This is a genomic window from Pseudomonas sp. MF4836, from assembly GCF_002018875.1.
Classification (GTDB): domain Bacteria; phylum Pseudomonadota; class Gammaproteobacteria; order Pseudomonadales; family Pseudomonadaceae; genus Aquipseudomonas.
This window is the reverse complement of the sequence record NZ_MVOL01000003.1, coordinates 112277-134991: the sequence shown is the minus strand read 5'-3', so window position 1 is coordinate 134991 and position 22715 is coordinate 112277. Positions and strand designations below refer to the sequence as shown.

Below are 22715 nucleotides of genomic sequence, written 5' to 3'. Positions count from 1 at the left end.
CCAACCCTCTTATTGTTCTGTCAGGGGGCGCACGCGCACGCCCTGTTCGAGCTGCGCCAGTTGCGCCGCATCGCTGATACCAAAACCGATTTGCGAGACCGCCATGGCGGCGATCGCCGTGGCGCGGCGCAGTGTCTGTTCGGCGCTATCGCCGCTGAGCAGGCCATGCAGCACACCCGCCAGCAGCGAGTCGCCGGCGCCCACAGTGCTGGCGACGCTGACCTTGGGCGGCACGGCCTGCAACGCCGGGGCCGAGCTGAACCAATTGACCCCGTCGGCGCCGTGGGAGATCACCACATGCTCCACGCCCTGGGCATGCAGGCGCTGGGCTGCAGCCGCCTGTTCAGCCACCGACAACACCGGGCTGAGCAGGGCCTCGGTCAATTCTTCAGTGTTCGGCTTGATCAACCAGGGGCCTGCCGCCAGGCCGGCGCGCAGGGCGTCGCCGCTGGTGTCCAGGGCGACTTTCAAGCCCAGGTCCTTGAGCCGTACCAGCAGCGCCTGCAACCACTGCGGGCTGACGCCACGGGGCAGGCTGCCGGCAACGACCACCGCGTCATGGCCCGGGGCGATCTGTTCCAGGCGCTCCAGCAACGCGTGTTGCGCCGCCTCGTCGACCTCCGGTCCCGGGCCGTTGACGTCGGTCACACGGCCGTCACTTTCGGCCAGCTTGATGTTGCTGCGGGTCTGCCCCGGCACGCGGATAAAGGCGTCGAAAAACCCCCGCTGGGCAAACAGCGCTTCGAAGGCTTGCGGGTTGTCGGCGCCGAGAAAGCCGCTGACGGTCAGTTGGTGACCAAGGTCCGCCAGCACCTGGGCGACGTTCACGCCCTTGCCGGCGGCATGGGTGTACATGGCCTGGCTGCGGTTGACGGCCCCCGGTTCCAGACGCACCAGTTGCACGGTGAGGTCCAGCGCCGGGTTCAGGGTCAGGGTCAGGATCTTGGCCATTACAGGGCCTCCACGAGGGCGCGCACGTCATCCGCGCTGCCGACGGCCAGGGCCTCCTGCGCCAGAACCTGGACCCGGCTCAGGCTCAACTCGCGAATGCGCGCCTTGACCTCGGCAATGCTGCGCCCGGAGACGCTGAGTTCATCCACCCCGAGCCCGACCAGCACCGGCACCGCCAGCGGATCGGCCGCCAGTTCGCCGCAGACCCCAACCCATTTGCCATGGGCATGGGCGGCGCGCACGGTGATGTCGATCAGTTGCAGCACCGCCGGGTGCAGGCCATCGGCCTGGGCCGACAGGGTCGGATGGCCACGGTCGATGGCCAGGGTGTACTGGGTCAGGTCGTTGGTGCCGACGCTGAAGAAGTCCACTTCCTTGGCCAGGACCGGCGCCAGCAAGGCGGCGGATGGCACTTCGATCATGATCCCCAGTTGCAGGTCGGCGACCGGGATTTCCAGGCGCAGGCGCTCGGTCATGTCCCGGGCCTGGCGCCATTCGTCGACGCTGCCGACCATGGGGAACATGATCCGCAGCGGGCGGTTGTCGGCTGAGCGCAGCAGGGCGCGCAGCTGGGCTTCCATGATTTGCGGGCGTTGCAGGGTCAGGCGGATGCCGCGCACGCCGAGGAAGGGGTTTTCTTCCTTGGCGATCGGCCAGTAAGGCAGCGGTTTGTCGCCGCCCACGTCCAGGGTCCGCACCACCAGCGGGCGCCCGGCCAGGCCGTCGAGGACGCGGCGGTATTCGGCTTCCTGGGTGGCTTCATCCGGCGCTTGCGGGTGGGCCATGAAAATCAGTTCGGTGCGCAGCAGGCCGATGCCTTCGGCGCCGTTTTCCACGGCGCTGGTGACGCCGGCGCTTTCACCGATATTGGCGAACACCTCAACGTGATGGCCGTCGATGGTGTGGGCCAGTTGATGGCGTTGCTCGGCGGCGGCCTTGAGCCGTTGCTCGCGGCTGTCGCGCTCTTCGCCGGCCCGTTGCAGGGTGCTGCTGTCGGCATCCACATGCAGCCGCCCGCGTTGGCCGTCGAGCAGCAGCGGCGTGCCAGGCTTGATCAGCAACACCGCTGCGCCCGCCCCGACCAGGGCCGGAATGCCCAGGGCCCGGGCAACGATGGCACTGTGGGCGGTGGCGCCGCCCCGGGCCGTGAGGATCCCGGCCACCCGCGCCGGGTCGAGGCGCGCCACGTCCGACGGTCCGACTTCGTCCATCACCAGAATGTAGGGCTGCTCCGGCTCGGCCGGGGTCTCGATGCCGCACAGCTGGGCCAGCACGCGGCGGCCAATGTCCCGCAGATCGGCAGCGCGCTCGGCGAGCAGGGCGTCCTGCAACGACTCCTGCTGGCGGGCGGCAGCTTCGATCACGGCCATCCAGGCGGCTTCGGCGCTTTCACCCTGCTTGAGGCGGGTGTCGACTTCATCGGTCAGTTCCGGGTCGTCGAGCATCTCCTGGTGGGTGATGAAAATCTCGCGAATGGCCTTGGCCTGGCTGCGCTGGATCAGCCCTTCGATATCGCCGCGTACCTGCGCCAGTGCCTGTTGCAGGCGCTGGCGCTCGGTGGCGGTGGACTCGCCGCGCAGCGGGTAATCGATGGCCTGTTGCACCTGAATATGTGCCGGGCCGATGGCGATCCCCGGGGCGGCAGCAATCGCCTGGATCAGGCTGCCGGAAGCCGGGGCGCTGAGGGGCGCCTCGATTTCTTCCGCGGCGGCCGGAGTTTCGCTGACCGCCGGCAGTGGCTCGACCTCCTCACCCAGGCCCTGCTCAATGGCCGCCAGCAACGCCGGCAGGGCATCGGCGGCGATGGTCGGCTCGGCGATCAGTTCCAGTACCTGGCCGCGCCGGGCACCGAGGCTGAGCAGCTTGCTCAGGCTTTTCATCGACACCGAGGCACCCTGGCTGTCGAGAATACGGATGCGGATCTCACCCTCAAAACTCTTGGCCAGTTGCGCCAGGACCTTGGCCGGGCGTGCATGCAGGCCGTGGGCGTTGGCCAGGGCGATACGGGCGCTGGGCCAGTCGGCCGGCAGTTCGCCGCCGAGCACTTCCAATACCGCGCGGCTGCTGGTGGCGCGCCCCAGTTCGTGGCCCCGGCCTTCGATCAGCAGCGCGCACAGGCGTTCGAGCAGCGCCTGGTGCGCCTCACCGAGGCTGGCCAGGCAGAACAGCCCGCTCAGCGGTTGACCGAGGTAGCGGATGGGTTTGTCCGGGGTGACAAAGGCCAGCCCCGGGCGTTTGACCGTCTGTTCGCTGTGCAGCCACCACAGGCCATCGCCCAGGGGCAGCGCCTCGACTTGCTGCAACACCGCGGCAAAGCCGTTGCTCACGCAGTCCGCCTGACGCAACAGGCGTGCGCCACGCCATACCAGTTCTTCGAAATCTTCTGCGGCCACGCCCAGGCCGATCATCTGTGCATCCAGCGCGAGCTCTTGTGGCGCGCCCTGCAGCAGTTTCAGCAGGGCTTCGGCCGAGCTGGCACGACGCAGGGCCTGGCCCAGGTCGGTCTCGCCCAGGGCCCTGGTCAGCAGTTGCAGCAGGCGCAGGTGCTCATCGGATTTGGCGGCAATGCCGATCGCCAGGTAGACGATCTGGCCATCGCCCCAGTCCACGCCCTCGGGGAATTGCAGCAGGCGCACGCCGGTGGCAAACACTTGGTCGCGGGTCTGCGGCGTGCCGTGGGGAATGGCAATACCCTGGCCGAGAAAGGTCGAGCCCTGGGCCTCGCGCGCGTTGAGGCCGGCGAGGTAACCCTCGGCCACCAGGCCGTCGGCAACCAGTTTGTCGGCGAGCAGCTGCAGCGCCGCGGACTTATCCACAGCCGATTGGCCCATGGATATCTGCTCTATGGTGAGCTCGAGCATGCTTTCTCCTATTTAGCGCAGGGGGGCGGCGCTAGGTATTGTTTTGAATGAATCAAAGCTTAGGCGTGTTTGCTGTCGCAAACGGCCGAGGGTGCTTGGCAGGCCCTCCAGCCGTTTCTTCAAGCCTAGAAAATACGCTTGCTGAAACGTTTAATCTAGAATGTTTGGCACGTTACTCGATAATCTCTCATCCTTGAAGCCCTACCGGTCGAATGCATGTTGCGACAATGGTCGCCTGCCCTTATCGGGTAGGATTGACGAAAATGTCCGGCAAGCACCAAAAAAACAAGGAAATCCCGGGTTGAAACTCAGTGATATAGCCAGGCTGGCCGGTGTGTCGGTGACAACCGCCAGCTACGTCATCAACGGCAAAGCCGAACAGCAACGCATCAGCAACGCCACCGTCGAGCGGGTGCGCGCGGTGGTCGAAGAGCATGGCTTTACCCCCAACCCCCAGGCCGCCGGGCTGCGCAGCCGACGCACGCGCACCCTCGGGTTTATCCTGCCGGACCTGGAAAACCCCAGTTACGCGCGGATCGCCAAGCTGCTGGAACAAGGCGCCCGCGCCCGTGGTTATCAGTTGCTGATCGCCAGCTCCGACGATGCCCCGGACAGCGAGCGGCAACTGCTGCAGCTGTTTCGCGCACGGCGTTGCGACGCCCTGTTCGTCGCCAGTTGCCTGCCCGCCGACGATGACAGCTACCGCACCCTGCAAGCCCAGGGCCTGCCGATCATTGCCATCGACCGGGTGATGCAGCCCGAGCTGTTCTGCTCGGTGATCAGCGACGATCAGCAGGCCAGCCTGCAATTGACCCGCAGCCTGTTGCAGCCCCAGCCCAAGCAGATCGTGCTGATCGGCGCACGCCCCGAGCTGAGCATCAGCCAGGACCGTCGCGCGGGCTTCCAGCAGGCGCTGGCGGGCTTCGCCGGCGAGGTGCTGGTGGAGCATGGCGAGGCCTTCAGTCGCGATTGCGGCCGGCAATTGATGCAAGAGCTGTTGCAGCGCCTGGGGCATCTGCCGGATGCGCTGGTCACGACTTCTTATGTGCTGTTGCAGGGGGTGTTCGATGCCCTGCACGACTTCCCGCTCAAATCGCGGCCACTGCGCCTGGGGACCTTCGGCGACACCCAGTTGCTGGACTTCCTGCCACTGCCGGTCAATGCCATGGCCCAGCAGCATCAGCTGATTGCCGACCAGGCCCTGCAACTGGCCCTGGCCGCCGTCGAGCAAGCCCATTACCAGCCTGGCGTGCACGCCATCCCCCGGACCTTCAAGCAGCGTATTCACGAGGCCTGAACGTGGAGCTGATCGACACCCACACCCACCTCGACTTCCCGGACTTCGACGCCGACCGTACGGCGTTGCTGGCCGACAGCCGCGCCCTCGGGGTGCGGCGCATGGTGCTGCTGGGGGTGTATCAGGACAACTGGCAGCGGATCTGGGACCTGGTGCAAGGCGACCGCGAGCTGTACGCCGCCTTCGGCCTGCACCCGGTGTACCTCGATCAGCACCAGCCCGCCGACCTCACTCAACTCGGTGACTGGCTGGCACGCCTGGCCGGCCATCGGCAGGTGTGTGCGGTGGGTGAGATCGGCCTGGATTACTTTCTTGAACACCTGGACCGCCCGCGTCAGCAGCAGCTGTTCGAGGCGCAACTGCAACTGGCGGCCGACTTCCAGCTCCCGGCCCTGCTCCATGTACGGCGCAGCCATGCTGCGGTGATTGCCACGCTCAAGCGCTTCAAGCTCAAGCGCGCGGGGATCATCCACGCGTTCGCCGGCAGCCGCGAGGAAGCCCGGGAATACATCAAGCTGGGGTTCAAGTTGGGCCTCGGCGGCGCCGCGACCTGGCCCCAGGCCCTGCGCATGCACAAGGTGCTGGCCGATTTGCCGCTGGAAGCGCTGGTGCTGGAGACCGACTCACCGGACATGGCGCCGGCCATGTACCCCGGCCAGCGCAACAGCCCGCAACACCTGCCGGCCATTTGCGCCGCCCTGGCGCAGATCATGGGCCTGAGCGCCGAACAACTGGCCGCTGCGAGCACGGCCAACGCCTGCGAGCTGTTCAACTGGCCACCCGCCTGAAGTGGCCGGCGGTAGCGGCCGTCAGACGCGAAACGCGCTGATCAGTTGCTTTAGCTGCACCACCTGCGCCGACAACCGGCGGCTGGCGTCTTCGGTCTGGTGTGCACCTTCGGCGGTGCGCTCTCCGGCCCGGTTGATTTCGACAATGTTCTGATCGATGTCGTGGGCCACGGCGGTCTGCTGCTCAACCGCTGCGGCAATCTGCTGGTTCTGGTCGACGATCATGCCCACCGCGCCAAGAATGTTCTCCAGGGCCTGCTGGACCTTTTCCGACTGCCCCACGGTGCCGCTGGCCATTTCATGGCTGACGCCCATGGCCTTGACCGCTGCGCCCACGCCGCCATGCAGCTTGGCGATCATCTGGTCGATTTCCTCGGTGGATTGCTGGGTGCGCTTGGCCAGGGTCCGCACCTCGTCGGCCACCACCGCAAAACCACGCCCCTGCTCGCCGGCCCGAGCAGCCTCGATGGCGGCATTGAGCGCCAGCAGGTTGGTCTGTTCGGCGATGCTCTTGATCACTTCCAGGACTCGGCTGATGGACTGGCTGTCACTGGCCAGCTGGTTGATCACCCGCACCGACTGGTCGATCTCCCCCGCAAGCAGGGCGATGCTGTCCTGCTGCGATTCCACCAGGCCTCGACCATTGATGGTCTCGTCGTTGACGCTGTGGGCACTGCTGACCGCCGCCGCTGCGCTGCGGGCCACTTCCTGGGCGGTGGCCGACATCTGGTTCATCGCCGTGGCCACCTGTTCGATCTGGCTGCGCTGCCCGGCCACCGCCTGGTTGCTTTGCGCCGACACGCTCTCGACTTGCCCGGCCTGGCGCTCGACTTCGCCCACGGTCTGCCCCACCAGCTCGATCAGATCGTGGATCTTGGCCACGGTGCCGTTGAACACTTTGCCCAGCTCCCCCAGCTCATCGCGGCTGTGGGCGGTGAAACTGACCGTCATGTCCCCCGCCGCGACCTTGTCCATCACCGCCCCCAGGCGCCGGAGGGTGGTCCGGGTCGAGGCGTAGAAACCGCCGTACAGGTAGACAATCAGCAAAAACACCCCGGCCAGGGCCGCCACCAGCAGCACCATGTGGCTGCGGTTCTGTCCCAGGCGCTGTTGCAGTTCGACGCCGAGAAACTTCAGGGTCGCTTCGTTGAGCTGGTAGGTCTGATCCATCAGGCCGCTGACCTGGTCGTAAAAGCCCTGCCACGGCGTGTCGAGGGTGTCGGCCATCACCACCTTTTCCTCGAACAGCTCACTGGCCTGTTTCAGGCTGCTTTTACTGGCGCTGGCCAGGCCGTCCAGCGCGCTGTGGGCGGCCTTGCTCGACCCCAGGGCGTCTTGCAGCTTGAGGCCGTACTCGGCCTGGAGTTTTTCAATCTGCACCAGCAACTCGTCGAAGCGGGTGCTGGCCGAGGAGTTGAGAAAGCCCTGGCCCAGGGAGTAGGCACCCATCGCCCGCCCCTCGCCCAGGGTCTGGGTGATCTGCGGGGTGACGCTGGTCACCAGTTCGCTCAATTGGCGGATATCACTCTGCCCATCCCGGCTCAGGCCCGATTGGCTGGCGATGATCTGGCTGAAGATTTGCGCGCTGCCCAGCAGCTTGCCGATCAACGCACTTTTACTCTGCAGCGAGCTCTCGCTTTGCTGGACCTTGAAGGCCGCGATCATTTCATCGCGCTTGGCGTCGAATACCCCGATCTGCTCCGGATCGACCGCCACCGCACGCAAGCCTTGCAGGCGTTCGAGCACGGTGCGCTCCAGGGCGCTGATCTTGCTCTCGGTATCGCCGCCCTTGGCGGACTGGCCGAGGGTGGCGTTGATCTGCACCAGGTTGTTCAGGGTTTCCAGGTCGCGCCGCAAGGTCAGGCTGCTGCCCAGCAGGTCGAGGCTTTGCAGCTCGACCTGGGTGCCCTGGAACTCTCGATAGGAATCGCGCACCAGGTAGAAGTTGGTGACCAGCATCGGCAGGAAGAACAACACGCTGATCAGGCTGAACTTCATGCCGAAGCTCAGGCGGTTCATCAGTGCGACGGCGGGATAGAGCAAACTCTTCAAAAGTAGTCTCCCTTCGGGCTTTTTATTGTTATGGGCAGCCGCGCAAAAGGGTCAGAGTGCCACTATTGAGCGTCACGTCTGTATAGCTCAAATCGGCGAAAGGGTTTGTAACTTAAAGTTAACCGCCCGCGGGAAACCGGCGCGGGTACTGGGGGATGCGAGAAGGGTTTGAGGCGGGGATCGGGTCAGGGCTGGCGGGCAGCCCCGCCCCGGGTCAATCAGCCCAGCACGGTCCACAGGGCAAAGCCTGCGTACCACAGCAGCGCCGCGCGCAGCAGCAACTCCCAGAGCTGGTCCAGGCTATTGACGCCATCGGCGCCCGCCACCGGAGCGGGAATTTCGCCGGCCACCAGGCCGACCTTTTCCACCAACTGTGCAGCGCTGATGTTCCAGTTCAGCAGCTCATGCAGCATCACCCGGCTGACCGCGACAAAGTTGCCGACCAGGGCAAAGCTCGCCGCCAGCAAACGCACCGGAAGCCAGTCGAAGGCATGCCGCAGTTGCCCAGCGCGCTCCACCAGGGCTGGCGTCGTGCCGTGCTCGGCGGCCAGGGCCAGCAGCCGATAACTCAAAGCCGCCACCGGCCCCAGCAGGAAGTACCAGAAAATCACCGCGAAGAAGCTTTGATAGGCCTGCCACAGCAAATGCCCTTGCACCCGCTCCAGCAACTGCTCACCGCTGTCGGCGCAGATCCCCAGGTCACGCTGGGCGACATGGGCCGCGGCCTGCAGGTCTTCGCGGCGCCAGGCATCGCGAAACGGTCCGAGCCCCCCCAGCAGATCGCCACGCCCCAGGCTGTAGATCACCACCAGCAAATGCACCGGCAGCGCCAGCAAGCCATAGGCCACCGGCTCCAGTACCCACAGCAGCATGCCCAGCAGGATTGCCGGCAACAGCACCAGGAACGTGAGGATCAACCAGGGCCGATTGCCCAACCGCGGGCTGGCTTGCAACCGGGCAAGTTCCCCGAGCCAGGCACCGTCGCGCTGCACGCGATGACGCAGGGCGGAAAACTTCTCGACCCAGACAGCCAGCAGCAACACCAGAAAACTCATTGTGCGTCCCCCCTTTCCAGGGCTGCGCGATAGCGCGCCCAGTCAAAACCTGGTCCCGGGTCGGTCTTGCGCCCCGGGGCGATATCGCTATGACCGCAAATCCGCTGCACGGTGATAGCGCTGTATACAGCCTGTAACTGCCGGGTCAGGGCAATCAGCGAGTGGTACTGGGCATCGGTGAACGGCAACTCGTCTGTGCCCTCCAGTTCAATGCCCAGGGAAAAGTCGTTGCAGGTCTCGCGCCCCTCGAAACAGGACACTCCGGCATGCCAGGCGCGATCCAGGCACGAGACAAACTGGGTCACGCTGCCATCACGCTCGATCAGGAAATGCGCAGACACCCGCAGCTCGGCGATCCCGGAAAAATAAGGGTGTTCGGTGACATCCAGACGGTTTTGAAAGAATTCCTGCACTTTGCCGGTAGCAAACTGCCCTGGAGGCAGGCTGATGTTGTGAATCACCAGCAGGGAAATTTCATCGCAAGGGCGCAGATTGAAGTTGGGCGACGGGCAATGGCGCACGCCGTGACACCAACCACTGGCAGGGTCCAACTGCATACAGATTCCTTCAACTAGAGCCTTGGGTGGCTCAGTATGCCGCGATCCAGGCCCAGGTTGCGATCACTTGCCGCGATTGAGGCGCTGCAGGTTGTCGATCACCGATTCCAGGGCCCGGTCGAACAGCAAGGTATCGTCGAGGGTGCGCACGGCAGCGCGGTGAAACTCAAGGGCCAGGCCCATGCGGGTGCGTTCCAGGACCTTCATCCCGGTGCGATTGACGAAGATGTACTTGGCGCCGGGCTGGACGATGGCCGCCAATTTGCAGCGCACAGTGTTTTCCTCGTCTTCCTGAAACTCGACCCAGGCACCCAGGCGCAACTGGTCCACCAGCAGCAGGCTGGTGTCGTTGGCGGCCAGGGCCACGGGCGCGGCTTCCAGGGGGCCCTCTTCGGCCGACGCCAGGACTATTTCCTGCTCCACCGCAACCATCGCTGGTGCCTGGGTTTCGAGGGCCACAACCCGGGGCTCGGGGTTTGGGGTCAGGCGCTCGAAAACCTGAAGGTGCAAGACTTCCAGCTGGCTGAAAAACTCACTGGTGGCAAAAGGATCGAATGCGGCGCTGCTCAGTCCGTCTCGCAGCCCCTTGAGCAACCCCGGCACCAGGTTCAGCAGTTGCAGGGCGGCATCGGGCTCATCGTGGCGCTCAACGCTCCACACCAGCTCTTCCATGGTCTGCACGGCGGCTTGCCACTCGGACGACTGCTCGCCGTGCTTGAGGCAGGTCAGCAACAGCACCTTGCTCCAGGCCTGCTGCACAAACTCCACCACCACCTGGGGCAATACCTTGCCCAGCAAGCCGTGGTTCAGCACCTGTTCAACGCGCCGACGCGCCAGCTCGGCCTTGGCCCGCCCTTCTTCGGCATCGCGGGTGCGCTGTTCGAGCAGTTCGCTGCGGCGCCGCTCATCGGCGGTAAAGGCCAGGAAGTCCGCGAGCAACTCGGAGAAAATCGCCGGATCATCGACAAAATCATTCAGCAGCCGTTGCACCACCTGCTCGATCCGCAGGTACAGGCTGTCGCGCTGGTAATCGTCGCAGGCGCCCCAGCCCAGGGCGGCCGCAGCAATTTCATTGAGCAGGCGCCGGGCCGGGTGGGAGCCACGGCTGAAGAAGCTCTTATCCAGCACCGCGACCTTGAGCATCGGGATCTGCAGGCGGCCGATCAATGCCTTGAGCGAGTCCGGCACGGTGCGGTCGTCGAGAATGAACTCGAAAAGCATGGCGATCAGGTTGATCACATCCTCATCGGCCACCCCGACCACCCGCGATTTACCACTCTTGACGCTGACCCGAGTGAGCAATTGCTCAAGCTGATTGCGCAGGTCGAAGTCATCCTGGGCGCCGGCCGGCACATATTGCTGCAGGTGCGAAAGCAGGCGCAGCAAGTCGCGGGTCGAGATTGGCTGGGTTTCGGCGCTGGCCTCGAGGGTCGGGGCAACGCTGCCACGCACGTGGAATAACAGCTCCTGCAAGGCGGCAAACACTTCCTGGACACTGTCGTCGATCTGCGGCCCGCCCGATTTGACTGCTGCCTCGCTGGCACTGGCATGGGTGTCGGGGGCGGTGCGATCGGTGCTGCGACGGGCCGGCGCGGGCATCAGCTCAGGCAGGACGCCAGTGGCAATCAACAACTGGTTGGCTTCGGCGTACAACTGGTGGACTTCGCTGAGCACGTAACGCTCGAACAGCTTGAGGATGATCAGCTTGACCTTGATCTCCACCCCCAGGTTGCGCCCCGCCTGCATAAAGTACTCGCAGAGCAGTGTCGGCCCCAGGGGGTTGCTGCGTTGATCCAGGCGTTTGCCAAGCAGCGCAGCCAGGCGCGCATGCAACTGGCCCAAAGCCAGGCCATCGCGATTGAGCACCTTGGCCACCATGGCGTCGACGGCCACGGTCCGCTCCAGATCGTCACGGCTCGACTGCGCTGCGGGGTCGTAGCTCACCGCCTGATGTGCCGCCGCGGTCGGGTCGTACTGCACAAGGCCGACAAAGGCCTCGAAGAACATTTCGAGAAAGCCGCGTTCGATGCTTTTGCGCTTGAGGCGCAGGTCGCGCATGGCCTCGAAGAAGGTGTTCTGGTCGACATTGTTTTGCGCCCTGTCGGCCATTTCAAACAGCGTGTCGTCCGCGTTATCGAACAACTCCTGCAAGCCATGGCGCAGCTGCTGTGCGGCCTTGTCACGCACCTGGAGCAGAATCACAGGCAGGCGGGCGAGCGGCGACGCGGTCGCCTGATCGGTAGCCGCCTTGTGCAAAGGCACTACATTCCCGTCGTTGTGCATCCAAGCCTCCAGAAAGGTGTCGCTGTGCTTCAAGGTGAAAATGGCGGGCGCCGACCGCTCACAGTCGAGTACCTGCAGGCACTCACTGCATGGGGATTTTCAGGGGAAACAAGAAGACGTCAAAGCCATGACGCCAATTACAAGGCGGATTATCTGGCAAAAAGCGTTCCGAGTGCCAGCAGACTCTGCTGATCCTTTGAAATAGCCCGCAATTTATGACCGTCAATAACGGCAAATGACTCGATTGATGCGACAAAAGGCGACGACACACGCGATAAGTGCCGTGCGCGCGCCTTGGGTTCACTCACGGCATGGCCCTATAATCGGCCCCACTTTGTTAGTGGAGCCCGTTATGCCGAATCTACGTCTCGCCGATTTGACCGCCGAAATCGAAGCCAACGTGCGCCGTGCGTTGCTCGAAGACATCGGCAGCGGCGACATCACCGCGCAACTGATCCCGGCCGAGCGCCTGGCCAAAGCCACCATCATTACCCGTGAGGCGGCGGTCATCAGCGGCACGGCCTGGGTCGATGCGGTGTTCCGGCAGTTGGATCCGCGGGTTGCCGTGCATTGGCAGGTTCGCGATGGCGATCGGGTCAGCCCCAACCAGGCGCTGTTCCACCTCGAAGGCCCGGCACGCTCCCTGCTCAGCGGCGAGCGCTGCGCGCTGAACTTCCTGCAACTGTTGTCCGGCGTCGCCACCCGCGCGCAGTACTATGCCGACTTCGTCGCCGACACCCAGGTCAAGCTGCTGGATACGCGTAAAACGCTTCCAGGGCTGCGCCTGGCACAAAAGTACGCCGTGACCTGCGGCAGCTGCCATAACCACCGCATTGGCCTGTACGACGCCTTCCTGATCAAGGAAAACCATATCGCCGCCTGCGGGGGCATCCCTGAAGCCATCAAGGCCGCCCACAAGATCGCCCCGGGCAAGCCGGTCGAAATCGAAGTGGAAAGCCTGGCAGAGCTGCAGGAAGCCCTGGCAGCCGGGGCGGACATCATCATGCTCGACGAGTTGAGCCTGGATGACATGCGCGAAGCGGTGCGTCTGAATGCTGGCAAGGCCAAGCTCGAAGCCAGCGGCGGGATCAACGAAAGCACCTTGCGCACCATCGCCGAGACGGGTGTGGATTACATTTCGATTGGTGCCATGACCAAGGATGTAAAAGCGGTGGATCTGTCGATGCGGCTCAGCATCTAAGTGACAAGGCACAAGCTGCAAGCCGCAAGCTGATTTGCTTTGGCTTGCAGCTTGTAGCTGCTTTTAAACCACCAGATTGTTCATCTCGCAGTACTCTTCCCAATCCACGCCCAATACCTCTGCCGCCTCCTTGTGCAGAACCAGGCGCGCCGCCTCGAACTCTTCCGGGGTCGAGGTGTACTTCAACGTCAGTTCCCACGGCTGCAAGCCCTGGGCTTCTGCCTCATCCTCAAACGCCCATTGGATCTGGTCTTTCTGATCGTCGGCACTCAGGTCCTTGATCTCTTCCGCCAACTGCGGCGAGTCCAGCAGGTACTGCTTGAGTGCTTCTTCGTGCCTGGCTTCTTGGGTCAATTCTTTAGCGGTCATGTCGTTCTCGTTGATCTGGGGAATGGAAGATGGATCTGGATCATCAAGGATCTCTCTGACGCAAAAAACCGTGACAAGCCCGGTTTGTCTGGCCTTCAGAACCATTCGGGGATCATCTGAAAACTGCTACGGGGGTGTTCGTGCAAAGTCCGAATATAGGACCTTTGGCTGACGATTTATACGAGTCGTTACATCAAATCTACAAATAAGCCGACGCCATCAGGTGTCGACCATTTATGCAGGCGCCCAGGAACAAGTTCCACAGCACAAAGTCATAGCGATGTGCCATCTAGGCACTTCACAAGGAATTCAGGTGATGCGCAATTTTTCGAAGCTCCCGGCCACCCTGTTTGCAACCGGCATGGCTGCCCTGCTGCTTGGCAGTATGGTGCTGCCCAACACGGCTCAGGCAGGGGTTGAACTCAGTTCTGACCACCCTTCGTATTCGGACAAACTGGCTGCCGTGCACAACTCGTTCGGCAAGGACGTCGTGGTCCGAAGCGACTTCAGTATTGATGGGATGGAAAAGCTGCAGAGCACGGTCAAGAGCAACTCGGTTGAAATCGAAACCCTGAAGAAAACCATCAAGGACCAGGCGCGCCTTATCGAAGAGCTCAAGCGCAACAACGGCTCGAGTTCCAGTTCGAACGCCAGTGAACTGTCCGACCTCAAGCGCACCGTTCGTGAGCAGGAAAGCGACCTGAAGAACCTCCGCAAACAACTGGACGATCTCAAGCGCAGCGCTGGCTCCAGTTCGAGCGCCAGCGACTTGTCCAGCCTCAAGCGTGAAGTCAGCGATCAGGACCGCGCCCTGGACCAGCTCAAGCGCACGGTCGAGGAGTTGAGCAGAAAAGTGAAGTGATGGGGGGCGCTGGTGCCCGAGACAGGAATCGAACCTGCGACCTTCGCGTTACGAGTGCGCTGCTCTACCGACTGAGCTACACGGGCGGTGAGCTAAACCTAGCACAGCTTTGATCCGCGTCCACCGTCGTCACCGTCTCGGTAACGGGCGGACAAAAAAATGCCCCGCAGCTTTCACTGCGGGGCATCTTCATAACGCTGAAGCGTCAGGCGTGGGTGCGATTAAACGCCCGAAGCCTTGGCCGCTGCCACGTCTTTGATGGACAGCTTGATACGGCCGCGGTTGTCCACGTCCAGTACCAGTACTTCCACTTCCTGGCCTTCTTTCAGGATGTCGGTCACTTTCTCTACGCGAGCGTCGCTCAGCATCGAGATGTGAACCAGACCGTCCTTGCCAGGCAGGATGTTGACGAATGCGCCGAAGTCGACGATGCGCTCAACCTTGCCGACGTAGATCTTGCCGATCTCGGCTTCCGCGGTGATGCCCAGAACGCGCTGACGCGCGGCTTCTGCGGCTTCCTTGGTTTCGCCGAAGATCTTGATCGAGCCGTCGTCTTCGATATCGATCGAAGCCTTGGTCTCTTCGCAGATCGCACGGATGGTCGCGCCGCCTTTACCGATGACATCACGGATTTTGTCGGTGTCGATTTTCATAGCGATCATGGTCGGAGCGTTTTCCGACAGCTCGTTACGCGACTGACCAATGATCTGGTTCATCTGACCGAGGATGTTCAGGCGCGCGTCCAGGGCTTGGCCCAGGGCGATCTCCATGATTTCTTCGGTGATTCCTTTGATCTTGATGTCCATCTGCAGCGCGGTCACACCTTTGGCGGTACCGGCTACTTTGAAGTCCATGTCGCCCAGGTGGTCTTCGTCACCCAGGATGTCGGTCAAGATGGCGAACTTCTCGCCTTCTTTAACCAGACCCATGGCGATACCGGCAACCGGTGCCTTCATCGGCACACCAGCGTCCATCAGGGCCAGGGAAGCGCCGCAGACCGAAGCCATGGAGCTGGAACCGTTGGACTCGGTGATTTCCGATACCACGCGGATGGTGTACGGGAACACGTCGGCAGCAGGCAGCATGGCCTGAACCGAACGACGAGCCAGACGACCGTGACCGATTTCGCGGCGACCGGCGCCACCCATGCGACCACACTCACCTACCGAGAACGGAGGGAAGTTGTAGTGCAGCATGAACGGGTCTTTTTTCTCGCCTTCCAGGGTGTCCAGCAGCTGTGCGTCACGGGCGGTGCCCAGAGTTGCAACAACCAGGGCCTGGGTTTCGCCACGGGTGAACAAAGCCGAACCGTGGGTCTTTGGCAGAACGCCGACTTCGATGTTCAGCGGACGTACGGTCTTGGTGTCGCGGCCGTCGATACGTGGCTTGCCGTTGACGATGTTTTCGCGAACGGTGCGGTATTCGATTTCGCCGAAGGCAGCTTTGACTTCGCTGGAAGTCGGCTGGCCTTCTTCACCGGACAGCTTGGCGACGACCTGGTCTTTCAGCTCACCCAGGCGCGCATAGCGGTCAGCCTTGATGGTGATGGTGTAAGCCTGGGAGATGGCTTCGCCGAACTCGGAGCGGATAGCGCCCAGCAGTGCGGTGGCTTCTGGCTGTGGAGCCCAGGTCCAGGTTGGCTTGGCGGCTTCGGCGGCCAGTTCCTTGACGGCGTTGATCACCACCTGGAACTCGTCGTGGGCGAACAGTACGGCGCCCAGCATCTGGTCTTCGGTCAGCTCTTTGGCTTCCGACTCAACCATCAACACGGCTTCCGAAGTACCGGCAACGACCATGTCCAGGCTCGATGCTTTCAGTTGCTCGTAAGTCGGGTTCAGCAGGTAGCCGGTGCTTTCATGGAAAGCAACACGAGCGGCGCCGATCGGGCCGTCGAATGGAATACCGGAGATCGCCAGCGCAGCCGAGGTACCGATCATCGCAGCGACGTCCGGATCGGTTTTCTTGCTGGTGGACAGCACGGTGCAGACAACCTGCACTTCGTTCATGAAGCCTTCTGGGAACAGAGGGCGGATCGGACGGTCGATCAGACGCGAGGTCAGGGTTTCTTTCTCGGAAGGACGGCCTTCACGCTTGAAGAAACCGCCAGGGATCTTACCGGCAGCGTAAGTCTTTTCCTGGTAGTGAACGGACAGAGGGAAAAAGCCCTTGCCTGGATCGGCTTGCTTGGCACCGACTACGGTCACCAATACGCTGACGTCGTCGTCAACGGTGACCAATACTGCGCCGGAGGCCTGACGGGCGATACGGCCAGTCTCGAGGGTAACGGTCGACTGACCGAACTGGAATTTTTTGATTACCGGGTTCACGGTGTCCTACCTTCTTTGTGGCTCTTGGGGAACTTGTCTTCTTGCGAAATTCTTGGGCAACGCCGGGAATCGGCCCAGCTGTCGTTGTCCAGGTAAAACTATTGTCCAGATAAAACTTGAGGCTGGGAGCCTGCCATGCGCCTGCGGGAAACCCGCTGACGCACAGCAAACAACCAACCTCTAGCGCAATCGCTTATTAGCGACGCAGACCCAGGCGAGCGATCAGCGAGCTGTAACGGCTCACGTCCTTGCCTTTCAGGTAGTCCAGCAGCTTACGGCGCTGGTTTACCATGCGGATCAGACCACGACGGGAGTGGTGATCTTTACCGTTGGCCTTGAAGTGACCTTGCAGTTTGTTGATGTTGTGGGTCAGCAGTGCAACTTGCACTTCTGGCGAACCAGTGTCACCAACAGCTTGCTGGTAGTCAGCTACGATTTGAGCTTTTTCTTGAACGTCGAGAGCCATGAGGCAATCCTTTTATCAGGAAACGATTCGCGAGAACCGCTTCAATAGGCCGAGGGCAAACCCTCGTATTTTAAAATGAGAAGTGACCATGCCTATTAACAGCCACCCTCGTCCGGTCATTCTGACCGAATCAATCGACGCGGCGCGATGCGCCCGTCTTCGCTCACTTCACCGATACCGATGAAACGACCGTTGTGATCCTGTACCCGTACCATGCCGAACTTCGGGGCATCCGGGGCTCGTACCGGCTGGCCGTTGAGCCAGTAGAACGAGCTGTGCTCCGAGAACTGCAACAGCGGCCAATCCAGCAGGCCGCTGTCCGATGGCATCAGGAAACGGTCGACCGCTTCGTTGCCGCCTTCGGCATGTACCGCTTCCAACTCTTCCAGCGTAACCGTCTGCGCCAGGGTGAAAGGTCCGGCCTGGGTACGTCGCAGTTCAGCAACGTAAGCGCCACAGCCGAGCTCTTCACCAATATCCTCCACCAGGGTGCGGATATAGGTGCCTTTGCTGCAATCCACCGCAAGCCGCGCAGTATCGCTTTCGAAGGCCAGTAATTCCAAGCGCGCAATAGTAACAGAACGCGCTTCGCGCTCCACTACTTCGCCTGCACGAGCCAGCTTGTACAGCGGCTGGCCATCACGTTTGAGGGCCGAGTACATCGGCGGTATCTGACTGATTTGCCCGCGAAATCTCGGCAACGCCGCCTCGACATCGGTGCGACCAACGGTCACCGGGCGCTCCTGCAAAACCTCGCCCTCGGCGTCCGCCGTAGTCGTGGTCTTGCCCAGTTGCGCCAGGGTTTCGTAACTCTTGTCGGAGTCGAGCAGGTACTGGGAGAACTTGGTCGCCTCACCGAAGCACAGCGGCAATACGCCAGTGGCCAGCGGGTCGAGGCTACCGGTATGCCCGGCCTTTTCAGCATTCAGCAGCCAGCGCACCTTCTGCAAGGCAGCGTTGGAGGTGAACCCCAACGGCTTGTCGAGCAGGATGATGCCGCTGACGTTACGACGGATACGTTTGACCTGAGCCACCGATTACTCCTTGGTGTCTTCGGGTTCTGCCGCAACCGGGTGCTGATTGTCCTCAGCCACGGCACGTTCGATCAGGGCCGACAGGTGGGCACCACGCACGACGCTTTCGTCGTAGTGGAAGTGCAACTGCGGAACGCTGCGCAACTTCATCTCACGGGCCAACTGCATGCGCAGGAAGCCTGCCGCCGAGTTCAGCACCTTGATGCTTTGAGCGATGTCTTCAGCGCTGTCCTGGCCCATCACGGTGATGAAAATCTTGGCGTGACCGACGTCACGGCTGACTTCCACGGCGGTGATGGTCACCAGGCCGACGCGCGGGTCTTTCACTTCACGACGGATCAGCTGTGCCAGCTCACGCTGCATCTGATCGCCGATACGTTGGGTACGGCTATATTCTTTTGCCATGTCTTGTTACCTGTTACTGCCCTGCGGTGAAACCCGCATGGTCTGAAAGCGGCAAACGCCCGGCCTGACAGAAGCCAGACCGGGCGTTGCGTTTAGAGTCCTGCGATGGTCCGAGCATGTTTCATGCTGCAGCCCATGGCGGCCCTTGAAGTGCGCGAGTTAGAGGCTGCGAGCAACCTGAACCTTCTCGAAGACTTCGATCTTGTCACCGACTTTGACGTCGTTGTAGCTCTTCACGCCGATACCGCATTCCATGCCGGCACGTACTTCGGAAGCGTCATCCTTGAAGCGGCGCAGGGATTCCAGCTCGCCTTCGAAGATAACGATGTCTTCACGCAGTACACGGATTGGACGGTTACGGTGCACAACACCTTCGATAACCATGCAACCGGCGATCGCGCCAAACTTCGGCGAACGGAACACGTCGCGGACTTCAGCAACACCCAGGATGTTCTCCCGCACGTCGCTGCCAAGCATACCGGTGAGGGCTTTCTTGACGTCTTCGATGATGTCGTAGATCACGTTGTAGTAACGCATATCCAGACCTTCCTGCTCGACGATCTTGCGAGCGCCAGCATCGGCACGCACGTTGAAGCCGAACAGTACAGCGTTGGAGGCCAGTGCCAGGTTGGCGTCGGACTCGGTGATACCACCGACACCGCCACCCACAACACGCACTTGCACTTCGTCGTTACCCAGGCCGTTCAAGGCACCGTTCAACGCTTCCAGCGAACCACGGACATCGGATTTGAGGACGATGTTGAGCGTCTTCTTCTCTTCCTGACCCATGTTTTCGAAGATGTTTTCAAGCTTGCCGGCGTGAGCACGGGCCAGCTTGACTTCGCGGAACTTGCCTTGACGGAACAGAGCCACTTCACGGGCTTTCTTCTCGTCGGCAACCACGCTCATCTCGTCGCCAGCGTCCGGGGTACCGTCCAGGCCGAGGATCTCGACAGGGATGGAAGGACCGGCTTCCTTGATTGGCTTGCCGTTCTCGTCGAGCATGGCGCGAACGCGGCCATAGTTCGAACCGACCAGTACCATGTCGCCTTGGCGCAGGGTACCGTCTTGAACCAGAACGGTAGCAACCGGGCCACGACCTTTGTCGAGACGCGATTCAACCACAACACCACGACCCGGGGCCGATGGAGTTGCTTTCAGTTCGAGAACTTCGGCTTGCAGCAGAACAGCTTCGAGCAGTTCGTCTACACCGGTACCGACTTTCGCCGAAACCGATACGAACGGGGTGTCGCCGCCCCACTCTTCCGAGGTCACGCCGTGAACCGACAGTTCGCTACGGATGCGATCGAGATCGGCGCCCGGCTTGTCGATTTTGTTCACAGCCACAACCAGAGGAACACCGGCCGCCTTGGCGTGCTGGACAGCTTCAATGGTCTGCGGCATTACGCCGTCGTCCGCCGCAACTACCAGGATCACGATGTCAGTCGCCTTGGCACCACGGGCACGCATGGCGGTAAACGCGGCGTGACCTGGGGTGTCGAGGAAGGTGACCATGCCGCGTTCGGTTTCAACGTGGTACGCACCGATGTGCTGGGTGATACCACCGGCTTCGCCGGCCGCTACCTTGGCACGACGGATGTAGTCGAGCAGCGAGGTCTTACCGTGGTCAACGTGGCCCATTACGGTCACGACTGGTGCACGGGAGAAGGTCTCGCCTTCAAACTTCAGGGACTCGGCCAGGGAATCTTCCAGGGCAGTGTCGCTGACCAGGGTCACTTTGTGGCCCAGCTCTTCAGCAACCAGTTGGGCAGTTTCCTGATCCAGTACCTGGTTGATGGTGGCCGGAGTGCCCAGCTTGAACATGAACTTAATGATTTCAGCTGCCTTGACCGACATCTGTTGAGCGAGATCGCCCACAGTGATGGTCTCGCCGATCTTCACTTCGCGCACGACAGGGCCGGTTGGGCTCTGGAAACCGTGGGCGTTGCGTTTTTTCAGCTTGGCCTTGCCGCGACCACCACGACGGAAGCCGTCGCTTTCTTCGTCGGTAGTACGTGGGGCAACGCGAGGTGCCGGCGCCTTTTCCTTGACCGAAGCACGATGCGGAGCGTTTTTGCGCTCACCATCGCCACTGCCGCGACGATTGTTATCGTCGGCACGTGGTTTGTCAGGACGGCGCTGTTCTTCACGCTTGCGAGTGTCGACAGCAGGGGCTGGAGCAGCGGCCACGACCGGCGCGCTTTCACGCACAGGCTCGGCAACTGCGGCAGGAGCTGCAGCAACTTCGGTAGTCGTGGTTTGCGCAGCAGCAGGCTGGCGACGCGCTTCTTCTTCGGCGCGACGCTTGGCTTCTTCTTCAGCCTTCTGACGTGCAGCATTTTCTACTGCGCGACGTTCTTCCAGTTCGCGTTTGCGCTCGGCTTCGATTTCTTCCGGGCTGCGCTGTACGAAGACTTTCTTCTTGCGTACTTCAACGCTGATGCTTTTGCTGCCAGCAACACGCAGGGTGCTGGTGGTTTTACGCTGCAAAGTGATCTTGCGCGGTTCTTCCACTTTCGCCTTGTGGCTGCTTTTCAAGTGAGTCAGCAACGACTGCTTCTCACTGTCGCTCACATGTTCCTCGGCGGCGGTGTGCGGCAGACCTGCCTCACGCATCTGCTGCAACAGGCGCTCTACCGGTGTTTTGACCTCATCGGCCAGTTGTTTCACCGTGACTTGCGTCATGCACTTCTCTCCTCAGGCCGCGCCTAATTACTCGAACCAATGGGCTCGGGCGGCCATGATCAACTTGCCGGCACGATCATCGTCAATGCCGTCGATGTCGAGCAGGTCGTCAATAGACTGCTCGGCCAGGTCTTCGCGGGTAATTACGCCGCGCACCGCCAGTTCCATCGCCAAATCCTTGTCCATACCCTCAAGCGAGAGCAGGTCTTCGGCCGGATGGGCGTCTGCCAGCTTTTCCTCAGTAGCGATGGCTTTAGTCAACAAGCGATCCTTGGCCCGAGCGCGAAGCTCGTTGACGGTGTCTTCGTCAAAGCCGTCGATGTTGAGCATTTCTTCCAACGGTACGTAGGCAATCTCTTCCAGGCTGGTAAAGCCTTCATCTACCAGCACCTGCGCCAGGTCTTCGTCGACTTCCAGCTCGTCGATGAAGTTGCGCAGGATGTCGCCGGTTTCTGCTTGCTGCTTAGCCTGGATGTCCGATTCGGTCATGACGTTCAGGGTCCAGCCAGTCAACTGGCTGGCCAGACGCACGTTCTGACCACCGCGACCGATGGCCTGGGCCAGATTGTCTGCGCCAACGGCGATGTCCATTGCATGGGCATCTTCGTCAACGATAATTGCCGCAACCTCAGCCGGGGACATGGCGTTGATCACGAACTGCGCCGGGTTGTCATCCCACAGGACGATATCCACACGCTCGCCACCCAACTCACCGGAAACGGCCTGGACGCGCGAACCGCGCATACCAATGCACGCGCCCTGCGGGTCGATGCGCTTGTCTTTGGAGCGGACCGCGATCTTGGCGCGCGAACCCGGGTCACGGGAGGCAGCCATTACTTCGATCAGGCCTTCAGCGATTTCCGGCACTTCAATACGGAACAGCTCGATCAGCATTTCCGGCGCGGTACGCGACAGGATCAGCTGAGGGCCGCGGTTCTCGGTGCGGATTTCCTTGAGCAGCGCACGCAGGCGCACGCCAACCCGGAAAGTTTCGCGAGAAATGATGTCTTCACGGGCCAGCAACGCTTCTGCGTTGTTACCCAGGTCGACGATCACATTGTCGCGGGTTACTTTTTTCACGGTGCCGGAGATGATTTCACCCAGGCGCTCGCGATAGGCATCGACGACTTGAGCACGCTCAGCTTCGCGAACCTTCTGCACGATGACTTGCTTGGCAGTCTGTGCAGCGATGCGGCCGAACTCGATGGAGTCGATCTTTTCTTCAACGATGTCGCCAACCTTGGCGCCAGGATGCGTTTCAGCAACCTTGCTCGGCCAGGTTTCGATCGCAGGATCGTCCAGGTCGGCTTCCTCGACGACAGTCCAGCGACGGAAAGTCTCGTAGGCACCGGTGTGGCGGTTGATTTCCACACGCAGGTCAACTTCGTCTTCAAAACGCTTTTTGGTAGCCGTGGCCAAAGCCAGCTCCAGCGCTTCAAAAATCACGCTTGCCGGTACACCCTTTTCATTGGATACCGACTCAACAACCAGCAGTACTTCTTTGCTCATCGTACGCCTCGCC

General features: G+C 61.8%; 17 protein-coding genes and 1 tRNA gene. 4 read left to right on the top strand and 14 right to left on the bottom strand.

The window, feature by feature from the left end:
- Positions 1 to 9: 9 nt before the first annotated feature.
- Complete coding sequence (gene pfkB, locus MF4836_RS07355; protein WP_078469798.1) at positions 10 to 951, bottom strand: 1-phosphofructokinase; 942 nt, start codon at positions 949 to 951, stop codon at positions 10 to 12.
- Complete coding sequence (gene ptsP, locus MF4836_RS07350; RefSeq protein ID WP_078469797.1) at positions 951 to 3812, bottom strand: phosphoenolpyruvate--protein phosphotransferase; 2862 nt, start codon at positions 3810 to 3812, stop codon at positions 951 to 953. Before ptsP ends, pfkB begins: the two co-directional genes overlap by 1 nt.
- A gap of 301 nt (positions 3813 to 4113) precedes the next feature.
- Here ptsP and cra point away from each other — a divergent pair, with 301 nt between their 5' ends.
- Positions 4114 to 5109 carry a catabolite repressor/activator gene (gene cra / locus MF4836_RS07345; protein ID WP_078469796.1) on the top strand — a complete coding sequence of 332 codons (996 nt, stop codon included), beginning with the start codon at positions 4114 to 4116 and terminating at the stop codon, positions 5107 to 5109.
- A 2-nt stretch (positions 5110 to 5111) separates the two neighbouring features.
- Positions 5112 to 5897, top strand: a complete 786-nt coding sequence (locus MF4836_RS07340) for a TatD family hydrolase (RefSeq protein ID WP_078469795.1) — start codon at positions 5112 to 5114, stop codon at positions 5895 to 5897.
- Positions 5898 to 5918: 21 nt separating this feature from the next.
- On the opposite strand, the gene MF4836_RS36120 is transcribed toward MF4836_RS07340, so the two are convergent.
- The 4 genes from MF4836_RS36120 to MF4836_RS07320 form a co-directional block, all read right to left on the bottom strand.
- Positions 5919 to 6623, bottom strand: coding sequence for a methyl-accepting chemotaxis protein (locus MF4836_RS36120; RefSeq protein ID WP_443217306.1), 705 nt, complete (start codon positions 6621 to 6623; stop codon positions 5919 to 5921).
- A 1544-nt stretch (positions 6624 to 8167) separates the two neighbouring features.
- Entirely contained in the window at positions 8168 to 9004 is an 837-nt protein-coding gene (ampE, locus tag MF4836_RS07330) for a regulatory signaling modulator protein AmpE (protein ID WP_078469793.1), read from the bottom strand.
- Positions 9001 to 9561 carry a 1,6-anhydro-N-acetylmuramyl-L-alanine amidase AmpD gene (gene ampD / locus MF4836_RS07325; RefSeq protein WP_078469792.1) on the bottom strand — a complete coding sequence of 187 codons (561 nt, stop codon included), beginning with the start codon at positions 9559 to 9561 and terminating at the stop codon, positions 9001 to 9003. The genes ampE and ampD overlap by 4 nt, the downstream gene beginning before the upstream one ends.
- Before the next feature lie 63 nt (positions 9562 to 9624).
- Complete coding sequence (locus MF4836_RS07320; protein WP_078469791.1) at positions 9625 to 11844, bottom strand: DUF1631 domain-containing protein; 2220 nt, start codon at positions 11842 to 11844, stop codon at positions 9625 to 9627.
- 352 nt (positions 11845 to 12196) lie between these two features.
- Between MF4836_RS07320 and nadC the strand changes: the two genes are divergently transcribed.
- Positions 12197 to 13045 (top strand): carboxylating nicotinate-nucleotide diphosphorylase, encoded by an 849-nt coding sequence (gene nadC, locus MF4836_RS07315; protein ID WP_078469790.1) that lies wholly within the window; start codon positions 12197 to 12199, stop codon positions 13043 to 13045.
- A 63-nt stretch (positions 13046 to 13108) separates the two neighbouring features.
- Here nadC and MF4836_RS07310 read toward each other — a convergent pair whose 3' ends face one another.
- On the bottom strand, positions 13109 to 13414 hold the full coding sequence (locus MF4836_RS07310; protein WP_020299904.1) for a DUF6388 family protein: 306 nt from the start codon (positions 13412 to 13414) through the stop codon (positions 13109 to 13111).
- Between the two features lie 316 nt (positions 13415 to 13730).
- Between MF4836_RS07310 and MF4836_RS07305 the strand changes: the two genes are divergently transcribed.
- On the top strand, positions 13731 to 14276 hold the full coding sequence (locus tag MF4836_RS07305; RefSeq protein WP_078469789.1) for a hypothetical protein: 546 nt from the start codon (positions 13731 to 13733) through the stop codon (positions 14274 to 14276).
- Positions 14277 to 14286: 10 nt separating this feature from the next.
- Here the strand turns inward: MF4836_RS07305 and MF4836_RS07300 are convergent.
- From MF4836_RS07300 to nusA, 7 genes are all read right to left on the bottom strand, one after another.
- Positions 14287 to 14362 (bottom strand) — tRNA-Thr (locus MF4836_RS07300).
- A 135-nt stretch (positions 14363 to 14497) separates the two neighbouring features.
- Positions 14498 to 16603 carry a polyribonucleotide nucleotidyltransferase gene (pnp, locus tag MF4836_RS07295; RefSeq protein ID WP_020299906.1) on the bottom strand — a complete coding sequence of 702 codons (2106 nt, stop codon included), beginning with the start codon at positions 16601 to 16603 and terminating at the stop codon, positions 14498 to 14500.
- Positions 16604 to 16799: 196 nt separating this feature from the next.
- A complete protein-coding gene (rpsO, locus tag MF4836_RS07290) occupies positions 16800 to 17069 on the bottom strand; it encodes a 30S ribosomal protein S15 (RefSeq protein WP_020299907.1) in 270 nt (89 codons plus the stop codon).
- Between the two features lie 116 nt (positions 17070 to 17185).
- On the bottom strand, positions 17186 to 18103 hold the full coding sequence (truB, locus tag MF4836_RS07285; RefSeq protein WP_020299908.1) for a tRNA pseudouridine(55) synthase TruB: 918 nt from the start codon (positions 18101 to 18103) through the stop codon (positions 17186 to 17188).
- Between the two features lie 3 nt (positions 18104 to 18106).
- Positions 18107 to 18508 (bottom strand): 30S ribosome-binding factor RbfA, encoded by a 402-nt coding sequence (rbfA, locus tag MF4836_RS07280; RefSeq protein ID WP_078469788.1) that lies wholly within the window; start codon positions 18506 to 18508, stop codon positions 18107 to 18109.
- A 159-nt stretch (positions 18509 to 18667) separates the two neighbouring features.
- Positions 18668 to 21193, bottom strand: a complete 2526-nt coding sequence (gene infB, locus MF4836_RS07275) for a translation initiation factor IF-2 (RefSeq protein ID WP_020299910.1) — start codon at positions 21191 to 21193, stop codon at positions 18668 to 18670.
- A 27-nt stretch (positions 21194 to 21220) separates the two neighbouring features.
- A complete protein-coding gene (gene nusA / locus MF4836_RS07270) occupies positions 21221 to 22702 on the bottom strand; it encodes a transcription termination factor NusA (protein ID WP_078469787.1) in 1482 nt (493 codons plus the stop codon).
- Positions 22703 to 22715 lie beyond the last annotated feature (13 nt).